Source organism: Bacillus alkalisoli (genome assembly GCF_002797415.1).
Taxonomy (GTDB): domain Bacteria; phylum Bacillota; class Bacilli; order Bacillales; family Bacillaceae_I; genus Bacillus_CD; species Bacillus_CD alkalisoli.
This window is the reverse complement of record NZ_KZ454944.1, coordinates 1,646,579-1,671,090: the sequence shown is the minus strand read 5'-3', so window position 1 is coordinate 1,671,090 and position 24,512 is coordinate 1,646,579. Positions and strand designations below refer to the sequence as shown.

Here is a 24,512-nt window from a genome sequence, read left to right as displayed (position 1 = left end):
GTAGTTCTAATATCCTATTTCCATTAAACCATTCATAATCGGAATTGTGAAGGGTATTTGTCATTATTGTGTAAGATAAGACTTTATTACCGGTTTTTACTATAACTCATAAAATTTTCAATAATGACCGTTCCTTTCCGCTACAGGCACTGGCTTTCCGCGGGGAGCGCAGCGGAAGGTTAATTTTCACTATCGTGAAAAAACTACTCCTCGGCGTACCGCCTGTGGGGCTCACGCTTCGCTCTACTTCCCGCAGGAGTCCAGTGCCTTCCGCTGCAAGTCACTAAATGTTTAATAAATACAAAAAGAGCAAAAAAACAAACGGAAAAGCAGATTATTGCTTTTCCGTTTTTGGCTTATAAATCATATAAAGGTTCTGCGTTTTTTAGTTTTTCTACGCTTTCTTCACGGCCGTTATCAGCGTTTATAAAGATTTGATAGGTGTCGTCATTTATTGTTCCCATAAATTCGTAACAAAGTACTTCTTCACCAAAGTCATTATTGATTACCGCTAAACGATTTTCCATGATTGATACTTTTTCATTAATGGAGTCTCTTGCTTCTTCTATTGAAATACCCGGCTCTGGAATGTCACGAGTGTGATGTGCCATTAAGTAGTCTTTAGCAGAAAAACCAACAATTTCTCCACTATCAAGACTAATTTTCATACGAATTGCATCTGAATATATTCTTACACCCTCTACTTCCGAAACGAAAGTGAAAGCACCGACATTATCATACTCCATTGATTCATATAAATCTAAGCTATCAAAGTTATTGTCTTTTAAAAACTCGCGAGCTTTATTGGCAGCATCATTCAAGCTTATATTCTTTTTCTTAATTTCACGGTTTTGTATGACGTAAATTGGATAGCCACCTTTTTTTGTTATATCCATATACGTATCTTTTTCATCTTTATCAATGATTGTCACACTATAAAAACCTTCGTTTGCACCTTCTCCACTTTCTGTTACGCGAATTTTTTCATCTCCTTCAAGACTTAAAAATTTTATCGCTATTTCTTTTGCTTGATTTTCATTAATTTTTTTTCCACGTAAATATTTAAAACCTTCGTCTGAGTTAGAAAGGGATGTAAAAGTTGGACCAAAATCTGCTTCTTCATATCCCTCTACGTTTTTCTCTACTGTTTTAAAGCCATTAATGATAGTGTTATCTTGAGGTTGATTTTGTGCAGAAAGTGCAAGTTCAACATCCATCCATCTTAAGTTATTTTTAATAACTAAATTTTGGACTTTTCTTAGTTCTTGTTGAATTTCTCCTGCTTTTGAATACAATTGTTCCAACGTATTGTATTCATCACTAGATAACGGTTCATTTGTTAGATCACGAACAGCTACTTTATAGCTAAACGTACCGATATTGGATAAGAATTCTTCTGTTTTGTTAAATGGTATTAACGCAAGAGGAAGTTGTCCTACATCGTTTTGAGCTTCTGATGTTATTCTCCAAACTTCAGCTAGTGATGGAGATAGTCGTTCTCTTGAGCTCATCGCAAGCGTTGTACCGATATTATCTTGGAGTAAATCTAAATGATAAACTAAGTCATGAAACGCACGTTGATAATTGTTTTCTGCATTGATGAGGACAGCATTTTTATCTTGATGCTCTTGATATCCCCAATATCCTGTACCTACAACCGCTACAGTCAACACAGCGATTATTACAAGTCTTAACATTGAATATCACCCTCTTTAGTCACAGAAAATATGTTTTCCGATTCTTTTTATTTGTGGTCGACCCCAAATCCATCCACTTGTTGCAGTATCTGGGTTGAAATAGTATGTTGCACCTTCTGAAGGATCTTGGCCATTAATTGCATCTAGCACCGCTCTTCTTGCTGTTTCGTTCGGTGTTAACCAAATCTGACCATCCGCAACTGCAGTAAATGCTAACGGTTCAAATATGACACCTGAGACTGTATTAGGAAAAGTAGGGCTATTTAATCTGTTGATAATCACTGCAGCAACTGCAACTTGACCCTCAAACGGCTCTCCTCTTGCTTCTCCATATACAGCATTGGACATTAATTGAATATCATTTTCAGAAAAACCACCCGGCATGTTCATAGCAGTCGGTGTTTCATCCGCTTCTTCTGTATCATCTTCTTGTTGAGCGGGTTGTTGTTCTGGTTGTTGTTCTGGTTGTTGTTGCTGTTGTTGGTCTGGCTGTTGCTGCTGTTCTGGCGATTGTTGCTGTTGCTGGTCTGGCGGTTGTTGCTGTTGTTGGTCTGGCGGTTGCTGTTGCTGGTCTGGCGGTTGTTGCTGTTGTTGGTCTGGCGGTTGTTGCTGTTGTTGGTCTGGCGGTTGTTGCTGTTGTTGGTCTGGCGGTTGTTGAAATTTAGGCTTTTGTTTTGCCCATTGTGTTTGTGCTGCTTTTTTAGCTTTTTCAACAGTTTCAGGTACCGGTGCAACTTGTTGCTCTAATGGCATTCCACCGTAATGAGTGAACCTTTTTCCGTTTTTTAAATTTTGATGTACCCAATCTTTATTGAATTTTGTTGCTCTTTCTAACATATCTTTCGTTTTTGGACCAACCAATCCGTCCACATCATCTAAACCAAATTCTTGTTGGAAATTTTTAACTGACCAATAGGTAGACCAGCCATAAACTCCATCAATTCTACCGTGGTAATAGCCGTTATATTGGAGGCGAGATTGCAACTCAATAACGTCATCACCTGTAGCTCCCCTTTGAATAATTTGTTGTGAAAATGCCCCAACTTGTGGTTGATTTATAATAAACAAACTAAAACAAAAAAGGAACAGGCATGAAAATATTGCTATTCGTTTCACTTTCGTTTCCTCCTTTTACTTTCAATAAGCATGGGTCGAATTAATTTCATAATCACGGTTCGTTTAGTGAAAAATGAATTGATATCCCTTACTAAGCATATAATGTTCGTTTAATAAAGCGCTTTTACTAAAGGGATAAATTGTTTAATTCGTTTTTCGTATAAGTAATCGTATTATGAAACTTACTCTGTTAAAAGTATTTTTTGTAGAAGTTGGTATTTTATACATTTTAAGAAAGAAAGTTTCAATATAGGGTTATTTTACTTTAAGTATAAAAACAAAAAAGGACCTTCATTTAGTAACTTTACTTAAATGAAGGTCCTTTTATAGTGAGTATTTTTTTGCTTTTTTTACTTTGTGCAAACCAAGCCACCATAAAAATATCATGAAAGGTAGCATATAAAAGCCCCAGTGTTTGCCTGAAAGAAGTATAAAATCATATGTACCATGTAATAAAAATGGTAAAACTAGAGCTAAACTTAGCCAAAAACTTATTTTTTTCTTATCGGTTTTGAATTTTGCTCGCCCAAGATAATAGCCCATTATTACACCAAATAGCGCATGACTTGATACAGGTAAAATCGCTCTCCCAAGTGCAAATTCAATGCCATTAGCAAACAAGTACAAAATGTTTTCCGCCGTTGCAAATCCTAAAGAAATGGTAACTCCGTATATAATTCCATCATATCTTTGTTCAAATTTCACATGTTGATATACGAGGTAAATTAATATAAACCATTTAAAAAATTCTTCTAAAAGTGCAGAAATAAAAAAAGATTGAATAAATGCTGATTTTATTGCCAACTCAAATTCTAGTACATATTGAATAAACATTAGTGGAAAGACAAGTATAGAGCCGAAGATAAACAACCGAATTAAGGTAGGAACGGCTTCTGAGTTAAATCGTTCTTTTAAATAGAAATAAGATAAAAGTGCGAAACCAGGAGCTATTCCTGCTGAAATAATGGCTACCATGAAAAAAGCCTCATTTCTATCTATTTTTTTTAATGGTAACATGATATGTTATTGATGAAAACAACTTGTCTTCATTTTCCCAAAAAAATGAAAACTAAGGGGATGAACAACTTGAAGAAAAAAATATTAGTCATACATACTGGTGGTACTATTTCTATGCAAGAAGATGAACATACAGGGGCTGTTTCCCCTGGAGCTGCCAATCCACTTGTTAATAACCCACTTGTAACAGATTCAAACACAATTATCGAAGATTGTGAATTATTCCATTTGCCATCACCACATATAACACCAAGTCATATGTTGAAGCTTGCTCAATTTATTGATGCGCAAGTACTAGAAAAGTCATATGATGGGGTTGTTATTACACACGGAACGGATACACTTGAGGAAACCGCATTTTTCCTAGATTTAACGACAAAAGCTAATGTACCAATTGTTTTAACGGGAGCGATGAGATCTAGTAATGAACTCGGATCTGATGGACCGTACAATTTACTCTCCTCGATTAAAGTTGCTTCGAGTGAAAGTGCAATTGGAAAAGGCGTATTAGTCGTATTAAATGACGAAGTGCATACTGCCAAAAATGTTACAAAAACACATACAAGTAACATTGCGACTTTTCAAAGTCCACAATACGGACCTATCGGGTTAGTTACGAAGCGTGGCGTATCATTCCATCATATGCCTATTCAACAAGATAAATACAAAATAACGGAAGTAAATAAAAATGTCATGCTATTAAAAGCTTATTCTGGGATGGATTCTTCGATTTTCGAGGCACTTAAATCAATGAGAATTGATGGTCTAGTAATAGAGGCTTTAGGTCAAGGAAATTTACCTCCATCTACAATTGATGGCATTAGAAGCCTTTTAGCAGATAACATTCCCGTTGTTCTCGTTTCGAGGTGTTTTAATGGTATTGTCCAGGATATATACGGGTATGAAGGTGGAGGCCGCCGCTTAAAAGAATTAGGTTTAATCTTTTCGAATGGATTAAATGGACAAAAAGCTAGAATAAAATTATTAGTTACACTTGAAAAGACAAATGATTCCGAGCAACTACAAGCGTTATTTTTAAAGTGAAAACTTAAATAACTAGGTTGAAAAACGACGGTAACAAGTGGAGAGGCCCCAAGAAAAGATTGTTCTTGGGGCCTCTCTATATAAATTCACAGGGCTCTTTGTCCCTGCCTTTTTTACGTAATGGATGTTGTTGAAGTACATATTAAGCTAATTTTTACGTCAAGATGAAGTTCATCTTTGATAAATTTTTAAGGGATAATGAACTTCATCGGCCTTATGAAGTTCATTATCGATATAATTTTTAGGCTTATTGAACTTCATCGCCCTTATCAAGTTCAACTTCAACTTTTTTCTAAGGTAAATTAAACTTCATTGACCTTTGTCGCAATCTCTCTTTTCTTATGTTTCTTTTAATTGAATCGCTTTTGCAATACCGTCACCGTGAAATCTACCGTTCTCAATAAAAATTTCATTTGCGTTGTTACCTGCAGCAATAACACCGGCAATAAATATTCCTTCTACATTTGTTTCCATTGTTTCTTCATTAAATATAGGTCTACCTGTAAGGGTGTCAATATCAACTCCCATCTTCGTTATAAATTGATGGTCAGGATGATAGCCAATCATGGCAAAAACGAAGTCATTTTTTATGGTAGTTGGTTCACTAAGCTTGGTTTGATAAGTTACTGTATCTTTTGTTATCTCCGTCACGTTTGCATCGAACACCATCTTAATGGTTCCGTTTCGAACAAGAGCTTCAAATTCCGGAAGAATCCATGGCTTTATACTCGGGGAGTACTCACTACCACGATAGATGACAGTAACTCGAGCGTTCGCCTTCACTAATTCAAGTGCTGCATCCACTGATGAATTTTTCCCACCAAGAACAACAACATCATTATCAAAGTATGGGTGGCCTTCTTTGAAATAATGCGATACTTTTGGAAGCTGCTCGCCAGGTACCCTTAGTACGTTTGGATTATCATAATAACCTGTAGCAATTACAACATAAGGGGTAACATACGTTTCTTTTGAAGTAGATACAACAAATGTACCATCTTTTTGTTTTTGAACCGATTTTACTGTTTCAAAAGCATTTACTCTTATGTTTTCTCTTCTAACTACTTCACGATAATATGTTAAGGCTTGGATCCTAACAGGTTTTCTATTTTCTGTTATGAATGGCACTCCACCTATTTCTAATTTTTCACTTGTACTAAAGAAGGTTTGATGTGTTGGGTAGTTGTATATGGCATTTACGATGTTACCTTTTTCTAGTACGAGTGGTTTTTTCCCTATTTTTTGCAGGCTTATTGACGCCGCTAATCCACACGGTCCGCCTCCGACAATTATGACGTCTTCTTTCAGCACAAACCGTCACTCCTTTATTTATGTTCTAATCATTTCTTTAAAATATATAGGTAGTGAATTGTACAACTACTAACATATCATAGAAGAAAAAACTACATTCCAGACTTCAAAATCCAATAAAGAATCCCCTACCTTTATATGATAGGGGATTGGTATGGGATGTGCAAATATTAAATCCAGCCTCTGAAGCGAGATGCTTCTGCCATTTTACGTACACCAACCATGTAGGCAGCTAGACGCATGTCAACTCGGCGGTTTTGACTTGTTTCATAAATGTTGTTAAAGGACCTTACCATGATCTTTTCTAATTTTTCTTCCACTTCTTCTTCAGACCAATAATAACCTTGGTTATTTTGTACCCATTCGAAGTAAGAAACTGTTACTCCACCAGCACTAGCTAATACGTCTGGTACAAGTAAAATACCACGCTCTGTTAAGATCTTCGTTCCTTCAATTGTAGTCGGACCATTGGCTGCTTCTACTACAACTTTTGCACGAATGTTATGAGCATTATCTTCCGTAATCTGGTTTTCAATTGCTGCTGGAACTAAAATATCACAATCTAATTCTAGTAATTCTTTATTTGAAATTGTATTATTAAATAATTTCGTTACTGTTCCGAAACTATCACGACGGTCTAATAAGTAGTCAATATCTAATCCATTCGGGTCGTGAAGACCACCGTACGCATCAGAAATACCGATTACTTTTGCGCCTGCATCATGCATAAACTTTGATAAGTAACTACCTGCGTTTCCGAAACCTTGAACAACTACGCGAGCACCTTTTAATTCAATGCCACATTTTTGCGCTGCTTCACGAATACAAATTGTAACACCTTTAGCAGTAGCAGATTCACGACCATGAGAGCCACCTAGTACAAGCGGTTTACCTGTAATGAATCCTGGAGAGTTAAATTCGTCAATACGGCTATACTCGTCCATCATCCACGCCATAATTTGGGAGTTTGTAAATACGTCTGGAGCCGGAATATCTTTTGTTGGTCCAACGATTTGGCTAATAGCACGAACGTAACCACGGCTTAATCGCTCTAACTCACGGAAGGACATTTCACGCGGGTCACAAACGATCCCACCTTTTCCTCCACCATATGGTAAATCAACAATACCACATTTTAAACTCATCCAAATCGAAAGTGCTTTTACTTCCTTTTCAGATACGTTCGGATGGAAACGAATTCCACCTTTCGTTGGTCCAACTGCATCATTATGTTGAGCACGGTATCCAGTAAAAATCTTTACAGAGCCGTCATCCATACGAACTGGAATTTTTACTGTTAACATGCGAATTGGTTCTTTTAATAACTCATACACTTCATCTGGATATCCAAGCTTTTCTAACGCTTTATGTATCACGACTTGTGTTGATCTCAATACGTCAAGCTTATCCTCTTTTTGCTGAGCTTTTTCATTATTATTTTCGGCTACCATAAGTAAACCTCCTAGAATGTTTCCCTTTGTTTGTTAGTTGAGTCAATTTCATAATTACGGTTCGTTTAGTGAAAAACGAATATTTTACTATTATACGGAGTTACTTGCTCGTTTTTAAAGTATTTTTCAATAAAAATATGCTGTAAGTATTCGTTTTTCGTATTGTAGTAATACATTATGAAACGGACTCAGTTGTAATATATTGTGTTGCACTCAGACATTAGTATACACCTTCCATGCATTTATGCAAAGATAGAAAATAATATTTTTTTAAAAAAATGTAACCGATTACATTGTTGAGACAAAAGCATTTATAGTGAGTTTAATTAGCTAATTATTCAGAAAAAACATCTCTACAAAAATAATATGTAGAGATGTTTTATAGTGCGTTTTTAAAATATTTCCTTATTGTACTAAGTGCATTTTCTTCCATAATTATTTTTCCATATTCGTGAATTCTGTGAATCGTCATTGTCGCAGGGCAACCATACTCTGACAATAAAGAAATAAGTGTATCTATGTCCATATGGTTGTTTTTTTCTTCTAGTAACAAAAAGTACAAGTCTTGATAACTATATAGTTTTCCAGTTCCCATTTGGAAAGGTTTTAGTCTTTTAGCAAGGTCAATAATATGTTCAAATGATGAAAATTCATAAAGAACTTCTTCACTTTCATCTATCGTTACTTGCATTTCAATGTAATCATCCAAAAATTCTTCGTCCGATATGTCATCTGTCACCGTGACGATTATAACCATCCCTTGCGCTTGTAGCGAATAAACTTCTACCGCTAAAGAACCATTTACTTCAAATCCTAGTTCGTCGTTTGCTGAATCCATCATATCGCGAAATAGTTGATGTACTTTTTCTGAATCTTGCCACAAGTCTTCTTTCGTTAATCCTCTATCTGAAAGGTCATCAAACGTGAGGAATACTTTAATCTTGTTATTCGTAATGCGTTCAAGCCGCATGAAAAGTCTCCTCCCAACAATACAGTCCGATAAATTGCTATCATCTTAAATAGTATTTCACTTCACATACATTCGCTTTACTGTTTGGTTTTCAATAATTGGTACGGGTGATGCATTTATAGCTTAATGTAGTTTATGAAAGTATCTCTCAGTTGGTTCGAAGATAATATGGTGAAAAAACTTATAAACTACACTAAAAACAAAAAGGGCACCAACATACTATATGTTGGTGCCCTTTCACTTCTATTCATTCATCTTTTGTTTTAACCAATGATCCCACTGCTCTATATTCAACCCGATTATATTTTTATCGAACTTTGCTCTTTCTTCTTCATTCATATAACCAATGGCATGACCACCAATTCCAACATGTAAGTTTGGATATTTACTTTCTAATTCGACTACAAGTAATAATGTTTTTTCTAAATTTTCTTTCAATGTACAAGATAAAAATAGAAACTTTGGATTAATTTCTTCTATTACTACATGGATATCATTATCCGCTAATGACACACCGAGGTAAATCGTGTCAAAGCCTTTACGCTTAACATATAACGTATATATTAATAATCCTAATTCGTGCCACTCTCCTGGTCCGCATACAGATACTGTTTTTGGTAAAAATCCATTTGTCGGCAACGTGTGTAATATACTTCCGATACGAGATCGCAAAAAGGAGGAAGCAAAATGCTCGTGAGCACTTGTAATTGTTCCTTCTTCCCATAATGAGCCCACTCTTACTAAAAGCGTACCTAAAATGTCTATTAACACCTTTTCAACCGAATAAATAGTAAAGACTTTATCCATTATTACGTGTGCTCTCGCTTCATCAAAAGATAACAGCGCATCTAATAGTTCGTCAAATAATTCTACTGATTTATCGTCTATTGTTTCTTTAACCGTATCTGTAATGGACAGTTCGTTTTTTTCTAACAATGAGACAGCTTGACTAATCGTAAATCCTTTATCTACTTTTTCGATTAACCATTTAAGTATTTTGATATGTTCTTCTGTATATAAACGATGACCAGAATCATTGCGTACTGGTGCTATTATTTGGTATCTTCTTTCCCAAGCTCTTAGCGTACCAGCTTGAATACCTAGCATATTAGAAACTGCTTTTATATTATATTTTCCTTCTTGATTTTGCATAGTAATCCCTTTCTCTCGTTTAAATCTTATCTGAATTATAACGAAGTGAAAGTGGCGTGTAAACTTTGTGTATGTTTTGGATAACTTCTACAGTTAATTAATCTCTATTTCTTATATATTCAGAATTAAAATCTTGCCTGTTCCTATCCGCTGCAGGATTTAAATATAGCAAAATCAATAATTTTTAATTATGGAATCTATAATAAAAAAACGCAGTTTTCGTAAAGATTGTTGTTTTTTAAAGGAATTAAAAATAATAATTATAATAATTAAAAGTTTACTAAATATTGAAACCTTTTAGTAAATAAGTTCGTAAAATCATATTAAGGAGTGATGGATATGAAGAATAACTTATTGATAGCTACAATAATCGGTTTAGGAGTTTTATTTGCAGGTTGTCAGCAGCAAGCAAGTGGGTTACTTAATACTTCAAAGTTAGAAGAAGAGCAACAAGGAGGACAAACAGATAATATTCCTAAAGTTTATCAAGCACCGACATTAGAAGTCGCATTAGACGCTGTTCCTTTTCAAGTAAAAGTACCTACCTAATTACCATTTGAAAGTAATGGTTTTGAAGTTTTTGAAATCAGAGATTGGTTTGAGCGCGATGACAAAAAAAATATTTCAATCACACTAGAAGCAATAAACAAAGATAGAACAGACAATCGCTTTCAGCTTATTCAAATATATGTTTATGATTTTGAAGTTAACTACGGCGGTGTAACTCCTAGTGATGAAATAACATTGAAAGATGGTATAAAAGCACATGTTTACAATGGTGGGGGTTTTACATTTTCCTATAATGATTTAATAGTTGAAATTGGATACATAAATCGAGATGATTCTAACAAAGTCAGTGAAGAACGCGTATTAGAAATATTGACAAATTTAGCAAACCAGATGATTGATTAATAAATTGCCGATTCACTGTATGAACTCTTTAATGACTCTACGGTGTAGTAATTCGAATTTTGAACATCATTAGGGTTTCACGAATGTCTTTGAGCATCTTTGCAATATCCTCTCGTTCTTCTGAAAATAAGTCCTGATTGATTGCTTTAAATAACGCTAACTGTTCCAATTTCGATAGGTCGCTGAAATCACGATATACGTGTATCCACATTGACGACGCCTCCATAAATGGCATTATATCAACCTATTTTTAGTATGGTCAAATAGTAACAATCTATTTGAAAACAGCGTAAAAAAAGAAGGCTTTCACCCTCTTTTTAGTGTTAAAATATGTGTTTCTGCTGGTGCTCCTAGTCTTAGTGGGAGCAGAGATGTCCCGTAGCCGTTACTGATGAAAAGCTTCGTATGTGATAACACATGTAATTTTCCTTTTTCATAAGGACCAAACCCGAAAATACGTATTTGCCCTCCATGTGTATGTCCACATAGAACAAAAGAGATTTTTTCTTCTTCTGTAAACTTTTCTATTATTTCTGGGTTATGGGCGGCAAGTATTTTAAATGAATCCGTTCTACAATCTGATAACGCAAGTGATAAGTTATCTTTTTCTACACTTAATTCGTCCACTCCTAACAGTTGTATGTATTCACCTTCTCTGGATTCAAATGTTACTGCCGTATTATCTAACACTTTTACACCATGCTGCAAAAGGATAGCATCTAACGTTCGAAAATCAGTTTCGTAATCATTATTACCCCATACAAAATATATAGGTGCACCAATAGTTTTTAGCTTTTGCAGATTTGCTTCTACTCTAGCAAACGGCACTTTCTTTTCCGTTAAGTCACCACCGATTACAACAATATCTACTTTTTTCTTAACTTTACTCAACACTTCGTCTGTTATCTCTCGTCTATGAACATCTGAAAGGAAGAAAATTTTCAACTCACCAAAAGTTTTTGGGAAGTCTTCAATTAGGATTGTTTCTTCTGTAACATTATCAGCAAATGCTTGCTTAAACATATAAAACAACATGATTAGAATGAAAATGATAATGGATGTGATTAACAAAGGGATCAATTATTTTACTCCTTTAACTATTGTTCTTTTCGTATTTACTGCAGAAATCATACCATAAATGATGGAAAAGAGTAACAACAACACGCCCTTCATTCCACCAACTAACACTAATAATACTAGACTTACCATTATCCCTACAAAAAAAGTTTTTTCATAACGATGAATGTGCCTACTGTACCTTAATTCATGAAACAATTCCCCGTAAAAAATAAAGCTAAACAACAAGCACGTTAAACTTGAGAACAATGTAAAGGGACTAAAAACAAAAATAGAAAGCAGTTCATTGAATGAATCTGCTTTAGGAAAGATATCAATAAATTTATATCCAAAAAAGCATGCACCAATAAAATATAAACTATGTTTTACCATGGACAACCACTTCTTTGTTGACGGAGTTTCAACGTTTTTAATTTATACAAAATTAGACCTCCTACCGAAAGGGAAAAGCGTTACTTCCCTTCATGATACAAGTTAATATCAAACTCTTTTTTCATCATGGCAAATACATGATGGCGTTGTTTCCATTCATGGGTTTGTTTCCAGTAGTCATCACTACGTTTTACGATTTCTTTTCGAAGTTCATGATATTCTTTCTCTGCTTTATCTTTTTTCATTAAATAATACTTAATAATTGCTATTTGTATTCCTATAAACATGATAACGTAAAAATGAGAAGAATCATCTAATATGTGAGCAAACAATAATGAAAAGTTAATTACGTTCAAAACGATGAAATAATATAGGTACAAAAAGAACAATCCGATCGATGCTATACATAAAATCCTCCATGAGAATTCTTTTTTCTTAAAGGCATCGAATTTTCGTTTTTTATCTACAAGTGCTTGTAAGGTTTGTTTTGTTGCTTCATCTGTATAGGTATCTAAATTTTTTATTGAGCTTTCCATAAGAAAGGGCACTTCCTTTCACAACATCTTTTGTACAAAATATGCGCTTGTCTCTGTTCATATGAGAAGATGTTATAAAAAATTCCTATTGCTGTTGATTGGAGCGCAAGCCTTCGCTTTCCGCGGGCGAGTCGGAAGCCTCCTCAGCTTCACCTGTGGGGTCTTCCGCCACTCGCTTCTTCCGCAGGAGTCTCCGGCTTGCGCTCCAATCAACAGCTAGATAGTAATTTATAAATTTTTTTACTGAGTTAAAGTTTTCAAGTGAGTCCGTTTCATAATGTATGACTACTATACGAAAAACGAATAACAGCATCGTATTCTGTATTCATACATCTTAATAAACAACATATTATTTTGTATATCACTAAAATATTCGTTTTTCATTAAACCAACCGTAATTATGAAATTGATACAAGTAAAAAGGAATATGAAAAAACACCACATAAGTATGGTGTTTTTTGCGTTTATGAATCTTGCTTTTTAATTGGTATTTTCAAAGTTTGGCCGACGTTTACTTGGTTTGTTATAAGGTTATTAAAGTCTTTGATGATTTTTTCGCCATGTCGGCCGTTGTAGTATTTTACAGAAATACTAAACAACGTTTCTTCTTTTTGAACAGTATGATAAATGATTTCAATATCTTCTTCTATTGCTGACTCGTCGATGACAGGCTCTGAATTCTCTTCCTCTGCTTTATCTTCCTTCACTTCTTTATCTTGCTCCGAAGGTTCTGTTGCTTGCTCTTCTGTAATTACTTCTTTTAATTCCTCTTCATCCACCTTGTCTTCTGTTTCCTTTGAATCTGATTTGTCATCATCTGCAGCTGGCGGTGGTGTTGGTTTCAAGACGTGGATCGGTTCGTATATGGAAGATTCAGAAGGTAATATTCTTGAAATAATACTATTATCATCACTAAGCACTAGTGCTAATATCGCAATAGGAATTAGAAAGAATGCGATTGAAATTAACCGGACCATCGGATAATGTATTTTCCATTTTGTTTTCTTTTTCTTATTTGCATGCAACTCACTTCGAGGAGGTAACTTTTTCACCCTTACCGCTTTTTCTCTTAATGTTGACGCTTGATCTAGTTTATCTGTTTCATTTTTGCTCATCGTTATCCCTCCCACCATCATTATTTACGTATTTATTTATAAAATCATGTCTAATTTTTAACGCTAAAAGCAAATCTATTAAAAAATGTGACCAAAATGTTACAAGAACACTACCAGTATATTCATAAATAAGTCCTAGTAAGAAACTTAATAACACAACAGAAAATAAGAGTAACCATTTAGATAAATAACGAATATGCATTAGGGCAAAAATGACGCTTGCTGCAACTAATCCAAAATGTGTTTGAATGACTCCTCTAAATAAAAATTCTTCCACTAACGCAATGATAAACGCTAGAAAAAAAATATGAAGAACCGTTCTCCTTTGAAACATTTTTTCATTTATGCCACCATCATCAAACATATACTTAGGAACAAACTTCATTAACAGTAGATCCGCAAAATAAACAACCAGTGCAAAAATCGTACCTATAACGAAAATATCAAATGGCTGAAAAGTCCATATGGATATAAACTCTTCCCAACTATCGAATAAAAAGAATGAAAGTATAACTCCCACCAATAAAAACAGCAATTGAGACACATAAAGATGGCCTAACAGTTCTTTATCTGACATATGTTTTAATGCTTCTGCTTGTTTATTTCTCACTTTGACCATCCTGAACTAATAGTTTTTTTAATTGATTTCTCCACGAAAAAGGTTCTTCTTCGATTTCCATATCCTTTTTACGTATATATGTTTCTAAGGAAATACCACATATATCACAACAGTAGTCATTATTATCTAGAATACTTTCACTTGAAAAATAATGTAATAATTGTTTTCTTCTACAGTTAGAGGACGAATAAATCCATCTTTGCAAATGTTGTAACTTTTTTTGCTTCCATACCATTCTTTTTTCAACTTTATCGTGTAAATGTTCTTCTAAGATACCTACATTATTAGAAGAAAGTACGCCATTTAACGCAATATACTTTTCTATATGATACGATACGAAGCGCCAATGAACTTCTTCTATCCCGCACTCTTCCACAAAGTATTGTTCCATTTCACTGCTTTTTTGGGTAACCGTTTTATATTCAGAAACTAATCGCTGCAAAATAAAGGTTATCACTTGTTTGGATGGAAGTTCATTTTCAATAATAAATTGCGGCAAATAGTCATCATCTTCTGTGTGAAGTAAAATAGCGATACTTCGCTCCCCATCTCTTCCTGCCCTTCCGACTTCTTGAACATACGACTCAAGTAACGTTGGAAGTTGATAATGAATAATGAAGCGAATGTTTTCTTTATTAATACCCATTCCGAATGCACTAGTACAACAAATGATATTTATTTTATTTAAAATAAATTGTTGTTGTATTAAGACTCTTTCTGAAGTAGATAGACCTGCGTGATAAAACTCTACCCGCTCCACTCCATTTTCTTGTAAAAACTGCGCCATCTCTTCAGCTTTTGCTCTACTTGAAAAATAAATAATTCCTGGTGTTATTAATTCGTTACACAAATAAAGTAGCCTTTGTCTTTTTTCTTCTGCATGATAAAAGTCTCTTTCCACCTTAAATGCAATGTTAGCTCGATCTACAGAATGGATATGCTCCTTTGGTTTCTGTAATTGTAATATCTCTTTCATGTCACGAAGAACTTCTTTTGTCGCAGTGGCTGTTAAAGCAAGACAAGGTGGACTTTTCAAATGTTGTCTCACTTCACCTAACTTTAAATAATCTGTTCTAAAATCGTGTCCCCATTGAGAAACGCAATGAGCTTCATCCACTACAAACAAATCAATCTGAATTTCACTTAACTTTTTTATCCACTTTTTTGACTGCAACATTTCTGGTGAAATAAAAATAAATTTAGCTGAAAGACTTTGTTTTAGCATTCTCTCTTTTTCTTGGTAAGATAAAAAAGAATTGATGGCTACTACTCTTTTTTCTCCAAATGCTTTCATTTGTTGTACTTGATCTTCCATTAATGACAACAAAGGAGAGACAATAAGGACAGACCCTTGTAAGATATAGCCTGGAAGTTGGTAGCATAACGTTTTGCCCCCACCAGTTGCAAGTAAAGCTAATACATCATGTCCATCCAAAACATCTTGTATAATTTCCTTTTGACCATCCCTGAAGGAATCGAATCCAAGCTTAGTTTTTAAAATGTCATTTAGGTTCAATACGATCACCAATCTTTGTCAATACAAGTCTAATGTGAAAATAGTTAATATACTTATTGTTGATATATTCTTTTAATCGTTTTAATTGCTTCGTCTTCAAAGTTCGAATCGCATGTTCAATTTCTTTTCTATGTTTTTCACATACATATTCATCTATGCTAAATTGTTGGTCGTGCAAACTAATTTCTACTATATGATCTTCAATTGTACTCATTTTAAGATGGCGAATTTGTGCAATCTGGTCCATTGAAAAACCTCTGTTTAACAATCTCCATGTTTTCTCTGTCGTAACAGTAAATGTACTTTCTTGCATTACATCCTCACATAATGAATAAAGCTCTGGAAAATCATCTTTATTTTGATCCAACTTTGTAAGCATTTGATGAATAGCCCCAAAAAAAAGGATTTGAACCCATTCTTCCTCTACCTTTAGCCTTTTGGCTAGTTGATAAATGGTAAGACCTGCTTCCTTGTATCCAGAAAGTTGATACGTAAGTATCGTCGCTTCCTTTTCCGATAGCATTGCGAAAAGATTTTCTGTTTCACTATGAACTTGTTCAGCATATTGATGGGTAGACATTTTCTTAGATAAAATGGACTTTTTTATAAAATATTGAGTATCGAGATCTGTTTGAACAGGAAGGAAATTTGAATACTTGTTTAAAATATTTGAAAGTGTTTGGATTAATAACGAAAACCTTTTCCAAAACAAAAGAGACAATTTATGATATTGCCATCCGTTTAAATATGTTGGTAGGTTGAAATCAGCACTAAACTTAATAAGCGTGTGTTGCCCTTTTTCCGTAAGTGCATAATGACCATTATTATTTACGATAATAAGTAGGTGCTTTTCTAATTTCACGACTGCATCCGTAATGGATTCCCGTGTTACATTTGGTAACATACCGAAAAGAGAATGCAATTGAAATAACTGTCCATCTTGAATGGTTTGAGATGACTTTTTTCCTCTTAATAAATGATAAATGGCCGAAACAGAGCGTTCTCCATTAAATTTATTTAAACAGTACAAACAAATAAATTGTAAAGCACGCAATAGTTTTCAACACCTTTAATAAGATACTCTTATTTTATCAAAAAATGTGGAATTTTGGCATGTTTATATTTTGTCATAAAGGATAAATGTTTTATATCAGAAAAATATTGTTCTAATAAATAGAAAATGAAACACTTATATTAAAAAACCTTATTATGATAAGTATTCTCAATGACTTTTCTATTGAAAAGTTTTGAAAAGAGCTATACAATAAACATTGAGGAATACGTTTCCAAAATTATTATTAGAAAATTGTGATTGAAAATCTTGGGAGGTTTGTTTCATGGCAAAATATACAATCGTAGACAAAGACACTTGTATCGCATGTGGCGCATGTGGCGCTGCTGCTCCAGACATTTATGATTATGATGATGAAGGTATTGCATTCGTAACACTCGATGACAACGAAGGTATCGTAGAAATTCCAGACGTACTTATCGATGACATGATGGACGCTTTCGAAGGCTGCCCAACTGATTCTATTAAAGTGGCAGACGAGCCATTTGAAGGCGACGCATTAAAATTTGAATAGTCTTCACTAAAAACCTCATCCAAATCGGATGAGGTTTTTTATTTAGGGTGTGTTAAAGACCGCAGTTGATTTCCGGGCAAGACTTCGCTTTCCGCGGGTGGTTTCGGAAGCCTCACGGTATATCTTTTTATTGTATAATTATAGAAGCGCTACAATTAAGAAAAGAGGTTGGTCTTAACATGAACACGAAACCTAAAATAGTAATTGCCGGCGGGACCGGATTTATCGGAAAGTTCCTAGAAGAAAAATATAAAAAGCTAAATTACGATGTATTTATTATCTCTAGGCAGCCTCGGCACATACAATGGAACGAGCATGAAAGGGTAATTGCGGCGTTAAATGAAGCAGAAATGCTCATTAACCTTGCAGGTAAATCTGTTAATTGTAGATATAATGAAAAGAATAAAAAAGCTATAATGAATTCTCGGACAGGAACAACAGAAGTACTTGGGCAACTAATTGCTAAATGCACACATGCACCTAAACTGTGGATAAATTCTAGCACCGCTACCATTTACAGACACGCAGATGACCGTCCCATGACTGAAAAGAGCGGGGAGATTGGAACAGGTTTTTCTGTAGAAGTAGCGAAAGCGTGGGAAAAAACTTTTTTTGATTCATCTGTACCCCATACTCGTCAAGTTGCTTTACGTATCGCAATAGTACTCGGGTCAGGTGGTGGAGTTATGACTCCATATAAAAACTTAGTGAAGTCTCGACTTGGAGGTCATCAAGGCAAAGGATATCAACAGTTTAGCTGGATACATATAGAGGATTTATATCGTATTATTGAATTTATTAAAGAACGGGAAGATTTGAATGGCGTTTTTAATTGTTCTGCACCTAATCCTGTAAATAATAAAGAACAAATGAAGATTATGCGCAATGCATATGGAGTGGGATACGGCCTGCCTGCTATGAAGTGGATGCTCGAAATTGGCTCCGTGTTTCTTCGTACAGAAACAGAGCTTGTGTTAAAAAGTAGATGGGTGATTCCTGAAAGACTGCAAGAAGAAGGCTTTTCTTTCAAATATCCTACATTAGAGGAAGCCATGTCTGAAATAGTGAAAAGCAGTTGAGTAGACGTATAAGGAGTGCGGTATAGAATTCTTACTTCTTCGATTTAGACGTTGGAGTTTGACGTAGACCCCGACAGAAACATCCAAAAGACGTAGACCCGCTAAAGCTACGTCTTTTCTAATTTCTTAATTTATATATTTAAGTTGCCATTCTTTCTCAAACCAATGTGATAACTTTTGGAAAAGTAACACGAATAAGAATCCGACGATGGCTCCTTTTATTAAATTAAATGGTAATATACCAACTACAACAACATTAACTAAGACGGGCATGGAATCTAAAGGATACCCTAAGAAAAAACTGTATGCCGGTAAAAATACAAATAAGTTTAACACACTCATCATAATTGCCATTGTAGCAGTACCAGCTAATAAGCCCATTTTTAATCCTTTTGAACTTTTAAACTTGTTAAAAACGTAAGCTGTCGGTAATACGAACAAAACTCCCGCTGTAAAGTTTGCAATATTGCCAACTGGAAAACCTGTCATACTTCCTTGAATAATGTAGTTCAGAATGTTTTTCACAGCTTCTACTGTAATACCAGCAATTGGACCAAACAAAATAGCTGCAATTAATGCTGGAATATCACTAAAATCCACTTTAAGATACGGTGGTAATAGTGGTAGTGGGAAGCTTAAAAACATTAATAAGTATGCAATACTACTTAACATCCCCACCATAACAAATTTCTTTAAATTCTTTTGACTCTTCATCTTTTCTCTCTCCTTTTCAAGAGATCCATCTCTGTTGAAAAGAGAAGTTCAACGTCCTTGAATATGTAAAAAACAAAACCCAATAGTTCCATAGAACTACTGGGAGTATTGGACATATTCAAATAAACGTTCAAACAGCGGTTTTTTGAACGCACTTGAACTTCCATCTCCTCCCATCCAGACTGTACTGTCGGCTTTGGATTCGCACCAAATCCTGCTATCCATATCGAAACAGCCATAACAAATTACGTTAAGACAGAAAGATTTTCGATACTTCAGGCTCGCGGGCTTAGAACAACTTTCGTTCATCACCGCCGGTCGGGAATTTCACCCTGCCCCGAAGATAGATCATATTAGATTGTTACATTTTCTATTATAGTAGAATATTAGAAAAAAAGAAAGTAGAAATAATGAATAGCGATTCAATATTCATATGATTATGATTAGCTCTTTAAGACAAGCATAACTCAACTTCTAAGATGACATAATTAATATACGTAATTTTCAGTTAAAATGTTTTATTACAATACTTTTGTCAACGTAATGTTTAATAATACCAACTATAATACTAAAAGTACGAATTATCGCACTTTTAGTATTTGGTTTGGATGAAGCATATTACCGATTAGATTGTTTAATGATTTTAGTTCATCCACAGACATCTCTAAATGATGCGCCACTTGTTCCATCGTTTCTCCACTTTGAACAATATAGGTTGCCTCTTCAAATATTATCAATTCTTGATCTGGATGAATGACATCCACAGATAGGTCATTCCACTCCATAATCGATGAAACTGTCACTTCAAATTGCTGAGCGATGTCCCAAAGCGTATCATTTTTTTTCACAATATAGACTTTCTCAGAGCTAGCTTGATTTACAACCAACTCTCCTTTAATTAAACTGTAGCCATTCATACCATTTTCTATGTGCATAGCACTTGCTGGTAACGCTCCGTCCTGTATGACAAACACAGTTAACGGATCCATCGCATTTGATTTTTTAATATTCCATTCACCCATATGTACTTCGAAATGTAAGTGAGGGCCAGTGGAGTGACCTGTAGAACCTACTTGACCGATAGTCTCTCCTTTGCTCACCTTTGCTCCCTCTTCTACCATTCTTCTATGTAAGTGAGCATATACTGTTTCTACTCCATTAGGATGTTGTAGAAACACAACATGACCGTAAGAACCAGAATAATAAGACTTAATAACTTCCCCATCAAAAGCTGCAACTACGTCTGTCCCAGTAGGAGCTGCAATATCTATTCCTTTATGATTTCCCCATCTTGTGCCAAATGTATCCGTAATTTCACCATCAACTGGCCATGCCCAGCTTTTCATTTCACTTAAAACTTCTTCGTTTGCTTGTGCCTTTACTACATTTCCACCAACAAATAATAACGCTATACATAAAGCCATCACGGCCACCACTGCAAATCTACGTAATATATCTAACATAAATAATGCCTCCTTGAAGAAATAAAAGTTGTTAGAGAATATGATTGCTTGGTCAATATTATGACAGGCTGTAAAGCTTGTAATTTTTTACATCACCGCTAAACCCCTTTAACCACTTAATTTTTTCATAAAAAAAACATATAAAAAGCAGGTAGAAAATTCTACCCGCCATTTAATATATCCACTTACTCCCATTTCATACGATTTGCTGCTATTGGAGTTGGAAGTTCTGTATTTAATTGAATTGAGCCAATCCTATCAAGTTTGTCTGATTGGAACCTTATTGTTTGAAAACCAAATTCTTTCGCCGTCATCTTTATTGCTTCTATTGCAAACATATCTTTCTCATTGAATTCAAGAGGAGTTGATAACGAAATTTCTATTGTTACAACAGACCCGATTGAATCAATTACCTTTACTGACATATTTTCCGGAATAGAAGCATGACCATTATCTAAAGGTATATCTGGACCTGTTTGCATGATTTTGATTGCATCTTCAATCGTTTCATACACTCTATTTGAGCGAATTAAAAGGTTTGGCGATTCCGGACTATGTTGATAGCGAAAATAAGCTTTCCTTGGCGCGTTATCCATTTGCATTGAAGCTAAAGGACCAGTTCCACCAATGTCTAAATCATTCTTACCCTCTTTTACATATTCTATTTCATTGTATCCTTTCCAAGTAAACGATATGGCAAGTTCATTGAAAAACGACGTGGATTGTGCGCTTGCGTATGAGCCGTGTTTATTTAATCCCTCTACAACTAATCTTTTCTTACCATCAGGCGTTTGTACTTCTGAATAATTAAAGTCATCATTTAGAATAGTAGAAACACCTAATACATGAAAGTCTACGTGGTATGCTACTAGTTTTCTCATTTCATTGAACTTTTCAACGTACGTTTTCCCATCTTTAGGAACAATAAAGGATAATGGTAAACTTAATTGAGCATTATTATCGGTTACACCAATCGTCACAACATATTCAGTCTCTTTATCATAATCCCATTCGGATATGGTGTAATAATTTGCAAACCCTTCGAAGGAATTTTCTCCCTCACCTCGGAACTCATCCGCCATTTTTTCCTTAGCAGGATCAACATCTAGTGTTTTAAAATCTACGGTGTCATCTGACCCAACAGCATCATCATCTGAAGTAGCAGCATGATCATATCCAGCCATTTCTATTGTAGACTCGTTAGAACCACCACTTAGTCCAAAATTCATATTATTTAATAATGAAGGAGTAACTAAAGCTAGTAACATAATAGCAGCGACGATCGCAGCTGCTGGAAAGAAATTTAGACGCCTTTTCGGTTGTTCCACTTTATGACGTATATTTTGGTAGATTTGTTGTGATGTCCTGTGGTCTTTTAGTTTTGGCATCTTATTAAGCATTTCTTCTAGCTGCTCTTCATCGAGGTTACGACGCATTATAATCTCCCCCCTTTTCTTCTGTATTTTGCATTAATTCTTTCAGCATCTTAAGGGCCCTATGTTGCGTTGTTTTCACTTTGCTTTCTGTCCAATCTAAGATTTGCGCAGTTTCTTGGATGGACATTCCTTGGATATACCTCAATATTAGTACAAGTCTAAAATCTTCTTTGCACTTATCCAAACATTGGTACATAAATTGAACTTGTTCATTTTGTACCGCTATTTCTTCAGGTAAAGGAGCGGCATCTTTTACTTGTTGTTTATTCCAATCGAATGTTTCAAGAAGTTTATTTTTCCACCCTTTTTGTTTTCGGAATGCATCTATAGCAACATGTTTCGCAATAGAAAATAACCATGTTTTTTCACTGCTTTTTCCTTCAAAACGGTCGTAGGATCGTAATACTTTTATATATACTTCTTGAACGAGGTCTTCGGCTTGTTCTCTATTTTTCACCATATAAAATAAAAATTGAAAAACATCGTGATGGTATTTTTCATAGAGTTCTTGAAAAACGGTGTTCATCCTTTACCCTCCGTTCAATACATTAGTCGTTAACTTGTTTAAAAAAGTTACATTACAAATATATTACAAAATATTACGAATTACTATATTCTTATAGGAATTTTTTAACAAGTTTAGTCTATACAAAACGCCCGTTCCTCTCCGCTACAGGCACCTGCTTTCCGCGGGGAGTGCAGGGGAAGGTTATTTTCACTATCGTGAAAAAACCTACTCCTCGGCGTCCCGCCTGTGGGGTCTTCCGCTTCGCTCTTTTTCCCGCAGGAGTCAGGTACCTTCCGATCCAATTCACTCATGTCTTTGTATGAGTAAAATCAACAAATATAGAGAATGAATATCCTGTGGATCAGTAAAGTATGTATGATGACTATATATCCCTATACTACAAGATAATAGTTCCTTTGAATATATAATTCTTTCTAAAAAAGAAGAAAAAGAAGCTAAGTTTCATATAGCTTCTTTTTCTTCTTTTAATATAATGGATCTTTTTTTTCTCGTTGGATAAAGGGACTTGCTTGGGATACTATTACAGTTGAAAGTATTGGGTACAATAGGACAAAGAAGATGATGTTTCCTATTGCATGCATCATATCAAATGGTAAACCAGCTAAGTAATATGGCCAAAACATTTTACCTATAATAACTCTTTCTAATGAAATGACAAAACCGTAAACCAAGCCACATACACCTGCATAAAAGGCAAACAGGAGTAATGGTATTTTTTTTACGTATTTGCCAAGAAGTCCACTTGTAACCCCGATAAAAGACCAAGAGATAATTTGAAAAAGTGTCCACGTACCGCTTCCTAGTAACATATTAGATGCTACGGTGGATCCTGCTGCTAAAAGTACGCCAGAAACAGGTCCCAACCAAAAGCTACATATAATAATTATTGCTGTAACAGGCTGTACATTTGGTATAAAAGCAAATGCTTGTCTCCCAACAACACATAGGGCAATCAATATGGCTAGTAAGGCTATTTTTCGTGTAGACATTATCCTTCATACTTTGAATAATTGAATTCGACTTTGTCGTCTGCTTTTAACTTCACATCTCTTGGTCCTTCAAAAACTTCCTCGCCATTTATCGTATATGTCCAGTAATAGGAGTTTTCATCGTCTGACTCAATACCATCAATTCCTACGATAAATGCATCTTCATAGGCTGTTGTTAACTCAAAATTGCGAGCCATTACTTCCATTAGCGTCTCGCCTTCTTCAATTTCGATATTTTTTTCGCTTATTACTTCTTCGCCGCTATCTTTTACTAAAGTAATTGTTACTTCTTGAGCCTGTTTTTGTTCTGTGTTACTTGATTCTTCTGCATTGTTAGCTCCTGCACAACCTGCAAGTAATAATGTTAAAACTGAAAATAATGTAATTAAGATCTTTTTCATTTGTTTCTCCTCCAATATGTATTATTTAATTCATTTTCTTCTTTTTTCTTAGGCAAAATGATCTTCATTCACCTTATCAAGTTCACTTTCTACTTTTTACTTGGGCAAAATGAACTTCATCGACCTTATCAAATTCACTTTCTCCTTTTTTCCCGAGCAAAATATCTTCATCGACCTTATCAAGTTCACTTTCTACTTTTTTCTTGGACAAAATGAACTTCATCCGCCTTATCAAGTTCATTTTCTAATTTTTTCTTGGACAAAATGAACTTCATCCGCCTTTTCAAGTTCACTTTCTACTTTTTTCTTGGGCAAAATGAACTTCATCCGCCTTATTAAGTTCACTTACTCCTTTTATCTTGGGTAATTTCCTAAACAACGAAAAAGCTCATCCTCTAAATGGATGAGCT

Annotated in this window: 25 protein-coding genes, 1 pseudogene and 1 riboswitch; of the genes and pseudogenes, 4 read left to right on the top strand and 22 right to left on the bottom strand. The window is 34.8% G+C overall.

Going from position 1 to position 24,512, the window contains the following annotated elements:
- Nucleotides 1–356 precede the first annotated feature (356 nt).
- The 3 genes from ypeB to prsW form a co-directional block, all read right to left on the bottom strand.
- On the bottom strand, nt 357–1,697 hold the full coding sequence (gene ypeB, locus CDZ89_RS08185; protein ID WP_096153728.1) for a germination protein YpeB: 1,341 nt from the start codon (nt 1,695–1,697) through the stop codon (nt 357–359).
- 15 nt (nt 1,698–1,712) lie between these two features.
- On the bottom strand, nt 1,713–2,786 hold the full coding sequence (sleB, locus tag CDZ89_RS08180; protein WP_406564918.1) for a spore cortex-lytic enzyme: 1,074 nt from the start codon (nt 2,784–2,786) through the stop codon (nt 1,713–1,715).
- A gap of 351 nt (nt 2,787–3,137) precedes the next feature.
- Nucleotides 3,138–3,788, bottom strand: coding sequence for a glutamic-type intramembrane protease PrsW (gene prsW, locus CDZ89_RS08175; protein WP_096153724.1), 651 nt, complete (start codon nt 3,786–3,788; stop codon nt 3,138–3,140).
- Nucleotides 3,789–3,899: 111 nt separating this feature from the next.
- Between prsW and CDZ89_RS08170 the strand changes: the two genes are divergently transcribed.
- Nucleotides 3,900–4,874: an asparaginase gene (locus CDZ89_RS08170; protein ID WP_319830035.1), complete on the top strand. Its 975-nt coding sequence runs from the start codon at nt 3,900–3,902 to the stop codon at nt 4,872–4,874.
- A gap of 339 nt (nt 4,875–5,213) precedes the next feature.
- Here CDZ89_RS08170 and CDZ89_RS08165 read toward each other — a convergent pair whose 3' ends face one another.
- The 4 genes from CDZ89_RS08165 to CDZ89_RS08150 form a co-directional block, all read right to left on the bottom strand.
- Nucleotides 5,214–6,185 (bottom strand): YpdA family putative bacillithiol disulfide reductase, encoded by a 972-nt coding sequence (locus CDZ89_RS08165; protein WP_100333493.1) that lies wholly within the window; start codon nt 6,183–6,185, stop codon nt 5,214–5,216.
- A 170-nt stretch (nt 6,186–6,355) separates the two neighbouring features.
- Complete coding sequence (locus CDZ89_RS08160) at nt 6,356–7,636, bottom strand: Glu/Leu/Phe/Val family dehydrogenase (RefSeq protein ID WP_096153720.1); 1,281 nt, start codon at nt 7,634–7,636, stop codon at nt 6,356–6,358.
- 379 nt (nt 7,637–8,015) lie between these two features.
- A complete protein-coding gene (locus CDZ89_RS08155; protein WP_096153718.1) occupies nt 8,016–8,606 on the bottom strand; it encodes a genetic competence negative regulator in 591 nt (196 codons plus the stop codon).
- Between the two features lie 243 nt (nt 8,607–8,849).
- Complete coding sequence (locus CDZ89_RS08150) at nt 8,850–9,758, bottom strand: MerR family transcriptional regulator (RefSeq protein WP_100333492.1); 909 nt, start codon at nt 9,756–9,758, stop codon at nt 8,850–8,852.
- Between the two features lie 339 nt (nt 9,759–10,097).
- On the opposite strand from CDZ89_RS08150, the gene CDZ89_RS08145 reads away from it, so the two are divergent.
- Nucleotides 10,098–10,307, top strand: coding sequence for a hypothetical protein (locus CDZ89_RS08145; protein ID WP_100333491.1), 210 nt, complete (start codon nt 10,098–10,100; stop codon nt 10,305–10,307).
- A 436-nt stretch (nt 10,308–10,743) separates the two neighbouring features.
- Here the strand turns inward: CDZ89_RS08145 and CDZ89_RS08140 are convergent.
- The 8 genes and pseudogenes from CDZ89_RS08140 to CDZ89_RS08100 all read right to left on the bottom strand — a co-directional run.
- Nucleotides 10,744–10,881: pseudogene (locus CDZ89_RS08140) on the bottom strand (IS1595 family transposase); the annotation flags it as partial.
- A gap of 95 nt (nt 10,882–10,976) precedes the next feature.
- Nucleotides 10,977–11,705 (bottom strand): metallophosphoesterase, encoded by a 729-nt coding sequence (locus CDZ89_RS08135; RefSeq protein ID WP_100334278.1) that lies wholly within the window; start codon nt 11,703–11,705, stop codon nt 10,977–10,979.
- Between the two features lie 45 nt (nt 11,706–11,750).
- The gene (locus CDZ89_RS08130; RefSeq protein WP_096153713.1) at nt 11,751–12,119 is read right to left on the bottom strand and encodes a hypothetical protein; all 369 of its coding nucleotides are present in this window, start codon (nt 12,117–12,119) and stop codon (nt 11,751–11,753) included.
- Between the two features lie 80 nt (nt 12,120–12,199).
- Nucleotides 12,200–12,655 carry a DUF2663 family protein gene (locus tag CDZ89_RS08125; protein WP_096153712.1) on the bottom strand — a complete coding sequence of 152 codons (456 nt, stop codon included), beginning with the start codon at nt 12,653–12,655 and terminating at the stop codon, nt 12,200–12,202.
- A 464-nt stretch (nt 12,656–13,119) separates the two neighbouring features.
- Nucleotides 13,120–13,770 carry a LysM peptidoglycan-binding domain-containing protein gene (locus CDZ89_RS08115; protein ID WP_157842699.1) on the bottom strand — a complete coding sequence of 217 codons (651 nt, stop codon included), beginning with the start codon at nt 13,768–13,770 and terminating at the stop codon, nt 13,120–13,122.
- Nucleotides 13,757–14,380: a CPBP family intramembrane glutamic endopeptidase gene (locus CDZ89_RS08110; protein WP_406564881.1), complete on the bottom strand. Its 624-nt coding sequence runs from the start codon at nt 14,378–14,380 to the stop codon at nt 13,757–13,759. Before CDZ89_RS08110 ends, CDZ89_RS08115 begins: the two co-directional genes overlap by 14 nt.
- Nucleotides 14,370–15,914, bottom strand: coding sequence for a RecQ family ATP-dependent DNA helicase (locus tag CDZ89_RS08105; protein ID WP_406564880.1), 1,545 nt, complete (start codon nt 15,912–15,914; stop codon nt 14,370–14,372). The genes CDZ89_RS08110 and CDZ89_RS08105 overlap by 11 nt, the downstream gene beginning before the upstream one ends.
- Nucleotides 15,892–16,959, bottom strand: coding sequence for a YpbB family protein (locus CDZ89_RS08100; protein ID WP_100333486.1), 1,068 nt, complete (start codon nt 16,957–16,959; stop codon nt 15,892–15,894). The genes CDZ89_RS08105 and CDZ89_RS08100 overlap by 23 nt, the downstream gene beginning before the upstream one ends.
- 283 nt (nt 16,960–17,242) lie before the next feature.
- Here CDZ89_RS08100 and CDZ89_RS08095 point away from each other — a divergent pair, with 283 nt between their 5' ends.
- Together CDZ89_RS08095 and CDZ89_RS08090 are read left to right on the top strand one after the other, a co-directional pair.
- The gene (locus CDZ89_RS08095) at nt 17,243–17,491 is read left to right on the top strand and encodes a ferredoxin (protein WP_096153702.1); all 249 of its coding nucleotides are present in this window, start codon (nt 17,243–17,245) and stop codon (nt 17,489–17,491) included.
- 179 nt (nt 17,492–17,670) lie between these two features.
- Nucleotides 17,671–18,570 (top strand): TIGR01777 family oxidoreductase, encoded by a 900-nt coding sequence (locus CDZ89_RS08090; RefSeq protein ID WP_100333485.1) that lies wholly within the window; start codon nt 17,671–17,673, stop codon nt 18,568–18,570.
- Nucleotides 18,571–18,696: 126 nt separating this feature from the next.
- Here the strand turns inward: CDZ89_RS08090 and CDZ89_RS08085 are convergent, their stop codons facing one another.
- From CDZ89_RS08085 to CDZ89_RS20285, 7 genes are all read right to left on the bottom strand, one after another.
- Nucleotides 18,697–19,284, bottom strand: a complete 588-nt coding sequence (locus CDZ89_RS08085; RefSeq protein WP_096153698.1) for an ECF transporter S component — start codon at nt 19,282–19,284, stop codon at nt 18,697–18,699.
- 161 nt (nt 19,285–19,445) lie between these two features.
- Nucleotides 19,446–19,633, bottom strand: a riboswitch (FMN riboswitch).
- Nucleotides 19,634–19,865: 232 nt separating this feature from the next.
- Nucleotides 19,866–20,747 (bottom strand): M23 family metallopeptidase, encoded by an 882-nt coding sequence (locus tag CDZ89_RS08080; RefSeq protein ID WP_157842698.1) that lies wholly within the window; start codon nt 20,745–20,747, stop codon nt 19,866–19,868.
- 185 nt (nt 20,748–20,932) lie between these two features.
- Nucleotides 20,933–22,183, bottom strand: a complete 1,251-nt coding sequence (locus CDZ89_RS08075; RefSeq protein WP_100333484.1) for a hypothetical protein — start codon at nt 22,181–22,183, stop codon at nt 20,933–20,935.
- Nucleotides 22,173–22,709: an RNA polymerase sigma factor SigX gene (gene sigX, locus CDZ89_RS08070; protein ID WP_096153695.1), complete on the bottom strand. Its 537-nt coding sequence runs from the start codon at nt 22,707–22,709 to the stop codon at nt 22,173–22,175. The genes CDZ89_RS08075 and sigX overlap by 11 nt, the downstream gene beginning before the upstream one ends.
- A gap of 467 nt (nt 22,710–23,176) precedes the next feature.
- Complete coding sequence (locus CDZ89_RS08065; RefSeq protein WP_100333483.1) at nt 23,177–23,701, bottom strand: ECF transporter S component; 525 nt, start codon at nt 23,699–23,701, stop codon at nt 23,177–23,179.
- A complete protein-coding gene (locus CDZ89_RS08060) occupies nt 23,701–24,102 on the bottom strand; it encodes a DUF4430 domain-containing protein (RefSeq protein WP_096153691.1) in 402 nt (133 codons plus the stop codon). Before CDZ89_RS08060 ends, CDZ89_RS08065 begins: the two co-directional genes overlap by 1 nt.
- Nucleotides 24,103–24,184: 82 nt before the next feature.
- Nucleotides 24,185–24,313 carry a hypothetical protein gene (locus tag CDZ89_RS20285; RefSeq protein WP_264755086.1) on the bottom strand — a complete coding sequence of 43 codons (129 nt, stop codon included), beginning with the start codon at nt 24,311–24,313 and terminating at the stop codon, nt 24,185–24,187.
- Nucleotides 24,314–24,512: the final 199 nt, after the last annotated feature.